The 12017-nt window shown below is 60.3% G+C and carries 10 protein-coding genes; 8 read left to right on the top strand and 2 right to left on the bottom strand.

Features of this window, described 5'->3' with window-relative positions; genetic code table 11:
• Positions 1–13 precede the first annotated feature (13 nt).
• Positions 14–2164, top strand: coding sequence for a beta-galactosidase (locus tag J3T93_RS04355; RefSeq protein ID WP_267430678.1), 2151 nt, complete (start codon positions 14–16; stop codon positions 2162–2164).
• A 49-nt stretch (positions 2165–2213) separates the two neighbouring features.
• On the top strand, positions 2214–3272 hold the full coding sequence (locus tag J3T93_RS04350; protein WP_220236896.1) for a LacI family DNA-binding transcriptional regulator: 1059 nt from the start codon (positions 2214–2216) through the stop codon (positions 3270–3272).
• Here J3T93_RS04350 and J3T93_RS04345 read toward each other — a convergent pair whose 3' ends face one another.
• Entirely contained in the window at positions 3273–4844 is a 1572-nt protein-coding gene (locus J3T93_RS04345; RefSeq protein ID WP_220236897.1) for an MDR family MFS transporter, read from the bottom strand. It lies immediately after the preceding gene.
• A 386-nt stretch (positions 4845–5230) separates the two neighbouring features.
• Between J3T93_RS04345 and J3T93_RS04340 the strand changes: the two genes are divergently transcribed.
• From J3T93_RS04340 to J3T93_RS04320, 5 genes are all read left to right on the top strand, one after another.
• Positions 5231–6322 carry a phosphate ABC transporter substrate-binding protein PstS gene (locus J3T93_RS04340; RefSeq protein WP_267430964.1) on the top strand — a complete coding sequence of 364 codons (1092 nt, stop codon included), beginning with the start codon at positions 5231–5233 and terminating at the stop codon, positions 6320–6322.
• Complete coding sequence (gene pstC, locus J3T93_RS04335; RefSeq protein WP_267430677.1) at positions 6319–7272, top strand: phosphate ABC transporter permease subunit PstC; 954 nt, start codon at positions 6319–6321, stop codon at positions 7270–7272. The genes J3T93_RS04340 and pstC overlap by 4 nt, the downstream gene beginning before the upstream one ends.
• Entirely contained in the window at positions 7269–8249 is a 981-nt protein-coding gene (gene pstA / locus J3T93_RS04330; RefSeq protein ID WP_220236900.1) for a phosphate ABC transporter permease PstA, read from the top strand. The genes pstC and pstA overlap by 4 nt, the downstream gene beginning before the upstream one ends.
• 31 nt (positions 8250–8280) lie before the next feature.
• Positions 8281–9060: a phosphate ABC transporter ATP-binding protein PstB gene (pstB, locus tag J3T93_RS04325; RefSeq protein ID WP_267430676.1), complete on the top strand. Its 780-nt coding sequence runs from the start codon at positions 8281–8283 to the stop codon at positions 9058–9060.
• Between the two features lie 68 nt (positions 9061–9128).
• A complete protein-coding gene (locus tag J3T93_RS04320) occupies positions 9129–10115 on the top strand; it encodes an AEC family transporter (protein WP_267430675.1) in 987 nt (328 codons plus the stop codon).
• A gap of 4 nt (positions 10116–10119) precedes the next feature.
• Here the strand turns inward: J3T93_RS04320 and J3T93_RS04315 are convergent, their stop codons facing one another.
• The gene (locus J3T93_RS04315; protein WP_220236903.1) at positions 10120–10323 is read right to left on the bottom strand and encodes a hypothetical protein; all 204 of its coding nucleotides are present in this window, start codon (positions 10321–10323) and stop codon (positions 10120–10122) included.
• A gap of 201 nt (positions 10324–10524) precedes the next feature.
• Between J3T93_RS04315 and J3T93_RS04310 the strand changes: the two genes are divergently transcribed.
• Positions 10525–11925, top strand: a complete 1401-nt coding sequence (locus tag J3T93_RS04310; protein ID WP_267430674.1) for an NCS2 family permease — start codon at positions 10525–10527, stop codon at positions 11923–11925.
• Positions 11926–12017 lie beyond the last annotated feature (92 nt).

Below are 12017 nucleotides of genomic sequence, written 5' to 3'. Positions count from 1 at the left end.
GACGGGATCAGACATGAGCAGAACGGACTATCATGACCGTCGGCAGCCCCAACAGTACAGACCTTACCGATGGCCGAAAGGCCTCGACGTTCATTCAGGGGAGATCTGGTTCGGCGGGGATTACAACCCGGACCAATGGCCGGAGCGGGCATGGACCGAAGATGTCGCGTTGATGAAGCGGGCTGGCGTCACCATGGTGGCACTGGGCATTTTCTCATGGGCACGTCTGGAGCCAAGCGACGGAGTCTGGGATTTCGGATGGCTGGATCGGGCGGTGGCTTTACTAGGCGAAGCCGGTATCGCAGTGGACATGGCTTCGGCTACAGCTACGGCTCCGTACTGGCTTTATCAGGCACATCCTGAGGTGTTGCCCGTGAAGGCGGACGGAACCCTGGTCCATCCTGGTGCTCGACAATCCTGGAGGCCCACCTCATCTGTTTTTCGGCGCTATGCCCTCCGCCTTTGCAGGGTCATGGGAGAGCATTTCCGCGACAATCCGACTGTGGTCGCCTGGCATGTCGGCAATGAATATGGATGGAACAACGCAACCGACTACTCGCAGGATGCTTTGAAGGCCTTCCAAGGCTGGTGCCGCCGGCGCTATGGCAGCATCGAGGAGCTTAACCAAGCCTGGGGCAACGATTTCTGGTCCCAACGTCTGCAGAACTTCGATCAGGTTCCCCTGCCTGAACATGCCGGCGTGCGTGATGCCTTTATCAATCCAGCACTGCGTCTGGATTTTCGTAGATTCTGCTCAGATGCGCTGATGGATTTTTTCTGTGCCGAACGCGATCAGTTGCAGGAGCTCACGCCTGATAAACCGTTGACGACCAATTTCATGGTCTCTACAGACCAATGTGTCCTTGATTATGAGCGTTGGTCCCACCAGGTCGATTTCGTGGCCAATGACCACTATTTCGCTCATGGCCCCGGACACCTGGATGAGCTCCTCTGCTCGGATTCCCTGGTGGACGCCTATGCTCAACGGCATCCTTGGTGTCTGATGGAGCATTCCACATCAGCCGTCAATTGGCGCATTTTCAATGCTTCCAAGCGTCGAGGCGAACTGATCCGGGACGCTCTGGCCCACGTAGCTATGGGGGCGGATGCAGTCAACTTCTTCCAATGGCGGCAGTCCGCCTTCGGAGCAGAGGCCTTCCACTCGGCCATGGTCCCTCATGCAGGGCCGGATTCGGCAATTTATACTCAGGTTGCTGCTTTGGGAGACATTCTGCACAGGCTCTCCGGGAGTGGACTGGCCGGGACCCAATTGGAGCCCTCGCCTATTGCCCTGCTTTTCGATGCCGACTGCCAGTGGTCTATGGCTGATTCGACTCTGCCCGATTGTTCTCTGGATCATTGGCAGCAAGTCTATATCTGGTATCAAGCCTTGCTTGACGTCGGGCTCAGAGCGGACGTAATGCCGCTGAAAGGGCAGTGGGAGCGCTATGACGTCGTGGTGTTGCCCGCCCTGATCCTGCTGGACCAGAGGCAAGCCGGCCGTCTGCGAGACTACGTGAGCGAGGGCGGCCGTCTGGTGGTGGACTTCGCCAGTGGCATTATGGACGGCCATATGCACGTCGGTCTGGGCGGGTATCCTGCGGTTTTGCGTGATTTGACAGGTATCGCTTCCCAGGAGATGATCGCCTTGGGCACGAGAGGCCAAGGCGGTGGATCCATCCTGGTATCAGAGGGCATTGAGGGCAATATATGGGTCAACGATCCCTTGAGCATAGAGGATTCGGTAAGGGTGCTGGCTCGTTACCATGGGCGTCGTTCCTATGACCTCGACATGGCTGGAAAACCTGCGGCGACCATCCATGGATACGGTCAGGGCCGGGTTCTCTATCTCGGGACTGGTTTCACCAAGGAATCGCTGGTCTCGGTGATCAATCGGATCTTTCCTCCTGATTTTCTCACTGGCGCGGCAGGGGCAGGGTTGCATAACGGACGTGATGGCGACCCGCGGTTGGTGCACCTGATCAGGTCCGGGCCACAGGGCTGTTATCATTTCTATTTCAACCGGGGGTCGACAGTTGTCAGAGATGTGTCCACCATGGGTGAGGCTTTGGTGGTTCAACGAGCGACCCGGTCCAATGGAGGCGGTTTATCCGGTAATCAGTACACTATAGGAGTGCATGGTGTGGTGATCACCCGTCAATAGATCTGATTGCCATAGTGCCTTGGAGGTTGCTGCATTCTAGGGGGTGCCTATGGCTACGGATGAAGGACGTCCAGGTAAACGGATCACCTTGCGCGAGGTGGCCAGCAAGGCGGGTGTCTCGCTGAAGACCGCGTCCAATGTGATCAATGGCAATGGCCGTATGTCAAATGCGACCCGTGCGCGTGTGCAGCAGGTGATTGACGAATCGGGATACAAGGTCAATGCCGCGGCCCGCAATTTGCATCGAAACAAAACCGGTATCATTACGCTGGCCGTGCCTTCGCTGACACCTCCCTATCTGGCTGAATTGGCTAATAGGGTCATCGACAGCGCTCGCCTGCGGGACTATGCAGTATATGTCAGCACATATGCCGAGGGGTCCGCCAAGGGTGCGCATGAGATTTTGGCATCCTTTAATAGCACTATCAGCGACGGCATAATCCTTTCTATGTCGGAGCTTGAACGATTTGCCGTGGAGGACCTGAATGTACGCTATCCCCTGGTTTGCGTGGGTGCGCGGACCACCCATGGGGTGGCGGATCATGTCATGGTCGACGATGCCGAGGCAGCTCGGATGGCTGCAGAGTATCTATTTGATCGGTCGGTGCGTTCGTTGGCGGTCATCGGTCTGCATGCGCCGCTTGACCGGAATCAGTTGGAGGCTGCAGTCGAAGGCAATGCCGAGTTGAGGATGAAAGGCGTGCTTAAAGCGGTTCATGCCAGGGGGCTCCAGCTGGATGATCGGCTTCTGGGCGTTACCGGTTATGACTGGACCTTGGGCAGCGGGTATCTGGCCATGCAAAGGATATTAGAGGCGGGGATGCCGTTCGATGGGGTGGTTGCTCTCAATGATCAGCTGGCTATCGGCGCCCTGTCAGCTCTGACTGCTTACGGCAGAGCCGTGCCCGACCAGGTTCAGCTCGTCGGGTTCGACAACATCGAAGAGTCGGCCTATCTGCAGACTCCGCTCACTACCATGGATTCATGCTTGGGGTGGATCTCGCGGACCTGTGTTGACCGCGTCCTGGGACGTATTGGGGGCAGAGCTACGGTTCCCCAGGATCTTGTCATAGGATCGCGGGTTATAGCCCGCAAAACCACCCGGTAATCAGTTTTGTGTTTTGGAGTCGGCGGTGGAGGCAGTGACGGCAGGCGCATCGGTGTGGATGATGTGCATGTGACGCAGGAGCATGCGGGTCATCTGACGGCCGGAGCCGGCGCCGTTTCCGCGAACGCCGAAGTAGACCAGCAGGACCATGCCCAGGCAGATCAGTGCCGAGATGCGCAGAGCCCACTGCACCCCGAAAATGTTGGCTGCGATCTGGGTGGAGTGGCCGCCGCCCAAGGCGTTGTGGCGCAGGGTGGTGATGGTCTCCATAAGGATGACCAGGATGGGCGCGCCGACAGCTCCGGCGATCTGCCGGGCCGTGTTGGTGACGGCCGAACCGGCTGAAACATCCTTGGGGGCCAGGTTGTTCAGGGACCAGGTGGTCAGGGGCATCAGGGTGAAGCCCATGCCGATCTGACGGATGAACTGGCAGATGGAGACCAGGCCGATCCAGGTGTTGGCCCCAATCATGCTCATGGCGATGGTGCCCAGCAGCAGGACCGAGCAGCCGGTCATGGCTACGGGCCGAGCGCCCCAGCGGTCCAGCAGGCGGCCACCGAAGAACTGAGCGATGGCGGTGCCGATGGCCCCTGGGAGCATGACCAGGCCGCTCATGGTGGCTGAGAAGCCACGATCCGTCTGGATGTACATGGGCAGGATGACGGTGACCGAGCTGAAGGCGAAGAAGGACATAGAGGCGATGATGGTGCCTACGGTGAAGTTCTTGATCCGCAGCACATGCAGGTCCAGCAGGGGTTTGTCGTGGTTGAGCTGGCGGAGGACGAACCAGATGATTCCGATCAGGCCGACCAACATGAAGGGCCAGGTCATGAAGGAGGTGATGGGGAAGTTCTCGATGTTGGTGAAGCCGAACATGAGGCCGCCGAAACCGAAGATGGACAGGGCCACTGAGAAGAAGTCCGCCTTGACGCTCTTGTCTCGCTGCCCGAAGTTGCGTAGACCAAGGATCGACAGGAGCAGCGCCACGGCCCCGCAGATGCTCAGCGTCAGGAAAATGGAGCGCCAGCCGTTGGCATCGGTCTGCCATCCGCCCAGGGTGGGGCCGATGGCCGGGGCCACGCTCATGGCCAGGCCCACGGTGCCCATGGCCATGCCGCGCTTGGCCAGAGGATAGATGGAGAAGACGGTGATCTGCAGGACGGGCCACATGGTCCCGGTGCCCACGGCCTCCAGGATGCGCCCCAGCAGAACCATGGCGAAGGTCTGCGATTGCCAGCTCAGCAGGGAACCCAGTGTGAAGACCGCCATGGAGGTGATGACGATTTGCCTAGTGGAAAAACGCTTAGTCAGAAAGCCGGTCAACGGCACCATAACGCCCATGACCAGCTGGAAGACCGAGGTCAGCCACTGACCGGTGGTCAGGGTGATGTGGAACTCGTCCACTATAGTGGGCAGTGCCGAAGCCAGCTGCAGCTGGGTGAAGTTGCCTAGGAAGGTGATGACGGTCAGGATGGCCAGCGACAGGAAGGCCTCACGGGTGAGTCTTCCGTTGACGAAGGCTCCATCCTTGCTGAGGGTCCGCCCCTGTTTGGCGAGCTCCTGCTTCCTCATGCAACCACCACTTCCTTTGGGCTCAGTTTCCGCTGCGTATACCACTCCCTGCGGTGCCGTCCTAGAAAAGGAATCAGGGCATACCGATACCGGTGACACTAAGAAAAGCTAGAGAGTGAAGCGTCTGACAATGTCCTTATAATATACCCGGCTGTGGATTGTGATTGAGCTTTTCCGCTTGGCTGACGCGGTTGCGGCGGCCTTGTCCTGCGGTCAGCGTTTCCAGTATGCTGTTGTTGAGCGGGCTTCGGTAATGTGAATGCAGGAGGGTCCGACACGGGTTGATGAGGACAGACGTTTGAAATGCAACGGCGGTCGAGGTAGGTAACATGCACGCACATGGTCATGGTCGTGGTAGATTTGCGGCCCTCCTCGTGTCCTTGGCAATGTTGATCCCCCTGGCGGCCTGCGGCGACAACGTCCCCATCGAAGGCGGCGGAGCAATCGATACTCCAGATCAAGCCTTGTTCCAAGGCGAGTTCGCCGGATCCGGCGCATCCTCCCAGCAGAGCGCCGACGAGGCTTGGATAGCCGGCTTCCGCAGGCAGCATCCAAGTGCGCGCATCTCCTATGATCCAGCAGGTTCCGGTGCTGGGGTCAACGCCTTCCTTTCGGGTTCGGCCATCTGGGCCGGCACTGATGCACCGCTGACTTCAGACCAGCTTGAGCGCTCGCGCAAGGTCTGCGGTTCCGGTACGGCCATTGATCTGCCCGTTTACGCCACCCCAATCGCCGTGGCCTATAATCTCCCCGATCTGTGGCCAAAGGGTTCAGGCGGCCATCTGCGGATGGACCCGGCTCTGATCGCCATGATCTTCTCCGGAAAGGTCACCAAATGGCGGGATCCGCGCATAGCAGCCCTCAATCCGGGGGCTAATCTGCCCGACTTGGACATCACGGTGATCCATCGTTCGGACAAGTCGGGCACTACGAAAAGTTTTCTGTCCTACCTGCACGACACGGCCGGGTCTGCCTGGCCTTACCCAGCGGGCGAGAATTGGCCCAACGACTTAGGACAGGGCGCCAAGGGCACTGCCGGTGTGGTCATGACCATGAACCAGGCGAAGGGTACCTTTGGCTATGCGGACGCGGCCCAGACCACTGGGTTGGGCACGGTGGCGGTCCAGGCGGGGAAGACCTGGCAGCCGCCTACAGCCAAGACCGTGGCCAACCTGCTGGATGCAGCCCAGCGGGATCCGCAGGCCAGCCAGCCCGGCCGGGTGGTCCTGACCGTGGACCATCGCACCAGCCGGGAGCATACTTATCCCATTGTTTTGGTCTCCTACAACGTGGTCTGCACCGCCTATCGAGATGATCAAGACGGATCCAAGACCCGGTTCGCCAAGGCCTGGCTGACCTATCTGCTGAGCGAGCAGGGTCAGCGCATGGCTGCGGCAAATGCGGGCAGCGCCGAGCTGGGGCAGGGGCTGCGCAACCAGGCCATGGCCTCGGTGGAGACCATCGGGGGGAAGGCATGAACGAGAAACTGGACGGGGCTGCAACCCTGAACAAGGCTAAACGGGCGGATCGGATTTTCAAGGCCTGCGCCACCGGTGCGGGCATTCTGATCCTGCTGGCCCTGGCTGCTGTCACCCTCTTTCTGATCCTGCGGGCCTTTCCGGCCTTCACTGGGGACCCAGATTCCCGCACCCAGGCCATCCTCTCCCTGAGCGGGGGGCGGGCGGGCAGTTTCCTGGGCTATGTGGGTCCCCTGGTTTTTGGCACCATTTTGATTGCCGGTCTGGCCCTGCTCTTGGCCTTCCCTGTCTCCCTTGGCATCGCCCTCTTCATCGGCTACTACGCTCCCGCCCGCCTGTCCACGTTGCTTAGCACGGTGATCGACCTGCTGGCCGCCGTGCCCTCGGTGATCTATGGGCTTTGGGGGGCTCTGGTCTTGGTTCCCAATATCACAGGCTTCTGGCGTTGGCTATCTGTTCATTTGGGATGGATTCCGCTGTTTGCCGGACCCGTTGCAGCCCCTGCCCGGTCCGTGGCCACTGTGGCCCTGGTGCTGGCGGTCATGATCCTGCCCATCATCACCTCGGTCACCCGTGACATCCTGATCCAAGCCCCTCGATTGCAACAGGAGGCTGCCTTGGCTCTGGGCGCTACAAAGTGGGAAATGATCCGGCTCGCGGTCCTGCCCTTCGGCCGTTCGGGCATCATCTCGGCCTCCATGCTGGGCCTAGGCCGCGCTCTGGGCGAGACCATGGCGGTGCTGATGATTCTTTCGCCAGGCTTCAGCTACTCCTTGCGGCTGCTGCAGGCTTCAAACAGCCAGACCATCGCCGCCAACATCGCCGCCCAGTTCCCGGAGGCGGACTCCCAGGGTGTGGCCCTTCTGGTGGCTACCGGTCTGGTCCTCTTCATCATCACCTTCATCGTCAACTACATGGCGCGCAGGATCACAGCGAAGGCGGGTGCATGATGGCGAGCCGAACTGATCGTGGGCCAGTCATCGATTTTGATCGTTTCAGGCCTACAAGGTCCTCCATCCGTGCTCGCAAGCGCAAGGACCGGCTGATGACCGTCCTGATCGGGCTCTCCTTCCTGGTGGCCCTGATTCCGTTGGTTTCGGTGCTCTGGGTCAGCCTGTCCAAGGGTGTGCGACGGCTGACACCGGACTTCCTCACCCACAACATGAGCGGTGTGGTAGGGGGCAACCCCACGCCGACCGGAGGCTATGGCGGCATCCTGCACGCGGTAATCGGCACCCTGGAGATTACCTTTGGATCCATGGTCATATCCATTCCAGTGGGCGTCATGTGCGCGGTCTACCTGGTTGAGTATGCCCATGGAGGCCGCCTGGCCAAGGCCATCAGTCTCATGGTGGACGTGATGAGCGGGATTCCCTCCATCGTGGCAGGCCTCTTTGCCTTCTCCATGTTCGCCTTGGTGGTTGGACCGGGCACGGTCAACGGCCTGGCCGGCTCCGTGGCGCTCTCCCTGCTCATGCTGCCCACGGTGGTCAAGACCTCCGAGGATATGCTGACGGTGGTTCCCAATGACCTGCGTGAGGCGGCCTATGCCCTGGGGGTGACCAAGCAGCGGACCATCACCCGTATTGTTCTGCGCACGGCCCTGCCTGGAATCGTCTCGGGCACTATTCTGGCCGTGGCACGGGTCATCGGGGAAACGGCGCCCCTGCTGATAGCCTCGGGCTTCATCGCCACCACCAACCCCAACCTCTTCTCCGGAAGGATGACCACCCTGCCGGTCTTCGTCTACAACGAGTATTCCCAGGGTCTGGCTGTCTGCGGGCCAGGCGCTGACCCGGGATGCCTAGCTGATGTCCACATGCAGAGGGCCTGGGCTGCGGCTCTGGTGCTGATCCTTATTGTTCTGCTGCTCAACCTGCTGGGGCGACTGGTCTCGCGCATTTTTGCTGTTGGGCGGACCCGTTGAGCGCCGCCATGAGAGGAACGGAGGCCGGAATATGGGCCAACGCATAGACATCAGCCATCTCAACGTCTACTACGGCGATTTCTTGGCCGTCCAGGACGTGAACATGCGCATCCGAGCCAACAAGGTCACCGCCTTCATCGGTCCCTCTGGCTGCGGAAAGTCCACGGTTCTGCGCACCCTGGACCGCATGCACGAGATCACCCCGGGGGCGCATGTGAGCGGGCAGGTGCTTCTGGAGGGGCGCGACCTGTATGGACCGGATGTAGACCCGGTCGAGGTACGGCGGGACGTGGGCATGGTCTTCCAGAGGGCCAATCCCTTCCCGACCATGTCCATCCGGGAGAACGTCCTGGCTGGCATACGGCTGAACAAGAAGCACATTGCCAAATCTGACGCCGACGATCTGGTGGAGTGGGCCCTGCGCGGGGCCAATCTTTGGAACGAGGTCAAGGACCGTCTGGACAAGCCGGGCATCGGGCTCTCTGGCGGTCAGCAGCAGAGGCTCTGCATTGCCCGTGCCGTGGCCGTGCACCCCCAGGTCCTGCTCATGGACGAACCCTGCTCGGCCCTGGACCCCATCTCCACTCTGGCCGTAGAGGATCTGATCAACGAGCTCAAGCGGGACTACACCATCGTCATCGTCACCCATAACATGCAGCAGGCCGCCAGGGTCTCGGACTATACGGCCTTCTTCAATCTCAAGGCCGTGGGTCAGCCCGGCCACCTGGTGGAGATGGACGACACCACCACAATCTTCTCCAACCCGCACGAGCCGGACACCGAGCGTTACATATCCGGTCGCTTCGGCTGAGACAGAACCGGTCTGCGCACCCGCTCGTCAGGTATCATGGTTCCGGCATCCGTGGAAGGAGCGAGGGCATGGGAGCACTGCTGGAATCGGCCACCCTCTTGGGCATCATCCTGGTGGGCTACCTGTTCAAGCGGTTTGGACTCTTTCGCCCGTTGGACTACCGGGTGCTGCAGACTGTCGTGTTCGATCTGGTCCTGCCCGGGGCCATCATCTACTCCTTCGCCACCAACCCCCACGATCCCAGCCTGCTTCTGGTCTCGGCCTTCGCCTTCGTGGCTTCGCTGATTCCACCCCTGGCCATCTTCCTGACCAGCAGGCATCGTCCTACGGCTCAGCGGGCTTTTCTTATGCTCAACGGATCGGGCTTCAACATCGGGTGTTTCTGCTTCCCCATGCTCCAGTCGCTGCTGGGCACGGCGGCCCTGGTCCCCGCCGCCATGTTCGACATCGGCAATTCGGTTATGGTCTCTGCCGGCACCAACGTCATGACCCAGGGGCTTCTGCATATTCGACCGGGCCAGTCCCTGGATCCCGATGCGGGGGAGACGGTCAAGCTGGATGACCCAGATGCCCGCAAACTCCACCGCAAGGCTGCAGCCCTCTCCATAGCCAAGGGCTTCCTGAGCTCGCCCTCATTCGACACCTACTTGGTCATGGTGGGATTTACGCTGGCCGGGATCTCATTGCCTGACTGGTCGGCCCAAATCACCCGTCCATTCTCGGCGGCCAACGCCTTCTGCTCCATGCTCATGGTGGGCATGCTCATGGAGCTGCCCGGCGGACGGGCTGACATCAAGGCCGTATTGCAGATTCTGGCCTGGCGACTGCCCTTCGGCATCCTGTTCGCGGCGGCCGCATGGTATCTGTTGCCCTTCGAACCCTTGATCCGTCAGGCGGTGGCCTTGTGCTGCCTGGCTCCGACGGCGGTTTTCGCCACCATGTTCACTGACAAGGTTCTTGGCAACGCCCGTCTGGCGGGATTCACCCTGGCTCTGACTGCGCTGATCGGTGCCGTGCTCATGGTTTTGGCGCACCTGCTGATGGGCGCCCTCTGAGGAATCAATCCTCCTTGTCGTTTTGGCGCTGGTCGCGGCGTTCCTGCTCCTGACGCAGGGTTCGGCCCTCGCGGGTGCGTTGCTTGTTGACTGTGGCGGCTGCAATCCGCTCGGCGGAGCGCTCGTCCTGTCCGCGATCGACTTCGCTGTCATGCACGTGCTGATACTGCTTCTGATCGTCCGGATCCCAATGATTGTTCCTGGCCATATACCCCTCCTCAACAGTGCCCGCCCATCAGCTCATCCCCATGTGGGACGGCTTCAGGGCCGTGCCGGTATGCCGATTATAGATGAGCGGAAGGTGGTGGGGCGGTATTGGAGCCTGGAGGAGGTCTTGTAACAAAAAAGCCGAGCGCTCGTGATATTCTGCTCTTGTCTCATCGCCAAATAAGACAATAAGGAATCGAATATGCATAAGCTATTTCGGCTTTCGGATAATAATACCACAGTCTCTACGGAAGTGGTAGCAGGCATTACCACCTTCTTCGCCATGGCCTACATCATCGTGGTGAATCCCTCGGTGCTTTCCACGGCGGGCATGCCTTGGGGTGCCGTCTTTCTCGCCACCCTGATCGCTGCTGTCATCGGCACTTTGATCATGGGTCTGGTGGCCAACGTGCCCTATGGCGTGGCGCCAGGTGTCGGGTTGGATGCCTTCTTCACCTTCACCGTGGTCAAGGGGCTGGGCTTCACTTGGCAACAGACCATGTGCATGGTCTTCCTGTGCGGCCTGATCAACATCCTGGTCACGGCCACCAAGCTGCGCAAGATGATCATCCAGGCCATTCCGCCCCTGCTTCAGCATGCCATCGGCGGAGGCATCGGCGTCTTCATCGCCTATGTGGGTCTGCTCAATGTGGGTATTATCAAGTTCGCGCCCGACAAGACTTCGGCATCAGGCGCCAACCCTGGACTGACCACCTTCAACACCCCCGGGGTCATCCTCTTCGTCATCGGATTGTTGCTGACCGTCTTCCTTCTGATCTTCAAGTTCAAGGGCCGCCTTGCCTTCATCAACAAGGGCGCCTTCGTCATCGCCATCATCGCAGTCACGCTCCTGGGCATTCCCATGGGGGTCACCAGCATGGCCAAGTCGGTCGATCTGGGCCAGGCCTGGTCACAGCTGCCGCAGACCTTCCTGGCCATTTTCAGTCAGGATGGGTTCCCTGCCCTCTTCTCGGACCCGGCTAAGCTGCCCTTGGTTCTGGTGACCATCTTCGCTTTCTCCCTGTCTGACACCTTCGACACCATCGGTACCTTTGTGGGCACCGGTCGGCGCTCAGGCATCTTCTCAGCCGAGGATGAGCAGGCTCTGGAAAACGGCCGAGGGTTCAGCTCCAAGATGGATAGGGCCCTGTTCGCCGATGCTACGGCCACCTCCATCGGCGCCCTCTTCGGCACCTCCAACACCACCACCTATGTGGAGTCCGCAGCCGGCATCGCGGCCGGTGGCCGGACCGGACTGACCTCGGTGGTCATCGCCGCCTGCTTCGCGCTCAGCGCCGTCTTCGCTCCGCTGATATCGGCTGTGCCTTCGGCGGCTACTGCACCCGTTCTGGTCATTGTAGGCTGCATGATGATGGGCTCCTTCGCGGAGATTGAGTGGGGCGAGCTGTCTGAGGCCATTCCGGCCTTCTTCACAGCCATCTTCATGGGCTTTGCCTACTCGATTTCCTACGGCGTGGCCGCCGGCTTCATCACCTACTGCCTGACCATGGTCTGCAAGCGCAAGGGCAAGGAGGTCCACCCCATCATCTGGGCGGTCTCAGCCCTCTTCATTCTGGACTTCGTGCTCCAGGCCGTGCTCTAAGCACGTTTTCGCAAACACGGCATCCTCAAGAAGTATTTGTCAGGAGCATTCCCCGGTCGCGCAAGCAGTTGCCATGCGGTTGTCAGGGTTTG

The organism is Bifidobacterium sp. B4111 (assembly GCF_026537235.1).
Taxonomy (GTDB): domain Bacteria; phylum Actinomycetota; class Actinomycetes; order Actinomycetales; family Bifidobacteriaceae; genus Bombiscardovia.
The sequence above is the reverse complement of the archived record's forward strand: the minus strand, read 5'-3'. Positions and strand labels throughout refer to the sequence as shown.

Bases quoted from the DNA above. Each gene is read 5' to 3' on its own strand.
- J3T93_RS04320 (WP_267430675.1), top strand. From the start codon at position 9,129: ATGGGAGCACTGCTGGAATCGGCCACCCTCTTGGGCATCATCCTGGTG.
- J3T93_RS04340 (WP_267430964.1), top strand. From the start codon at position 5,231: ATGTTGATCCCCCTGGCGGCCTGCGGCGACAACGTCCCCATCGAAGGC.
- pstC (WP_267430677.1), top strand. From the start codon at position 6,319: ATGAACGAGAAACTGGACGGGGCTGCAACCCTGAACAAGGCTAAACGG.
- J3T93_RS04350 (WP_220236896.1), top strand. From the start codon at position 2,214: ATGGCTACGGATGAAGGACGTCCAGGTAAACGGATCACCTTGCGCGAG.
- pstA (WP_220236900.1), top strand. From the start codon at position 7,269: ATGATGGCGAGCCGAACTGATCGTGGGCCAGTCATCGATTTTGATCGT.
- pstB (WP_267430676.1), top strand. From the start codon at position 8,281: ATGGGCCAACGCATAGACATCAGCCATCTCAACGTCTACTACGGCGAT.
- J3T93_RS04355 (WP_267430678.1), top strand. From the start codon at position 14: ATGAGCAGAACGGACTATCATGACCGTCGGCAGCCCCAACAGTACAGA.
- J3T93_RS04315 (WP_220236903.1), bottom strand. From the start codon at position 10,323: ATGGCCAGGAACAATCATTGGGATCCGGACGATCAGAAGCAGTATCAG.
- J3T93_RS04345 (WP_220236897.1), bottom strand. From the start codon at position 4,844: ATGAGGAAGCAGGAGCTCGCCAAACAGGGGCGGACCCTCAGCAAGGAT.
- J3T93_RS04310 (WP_267430674.1), top strand. From the start codon at position 10,525: ATGCATAAGCTATTTCGGCTTTCGGATAATAATACCACAGTCTCTACG.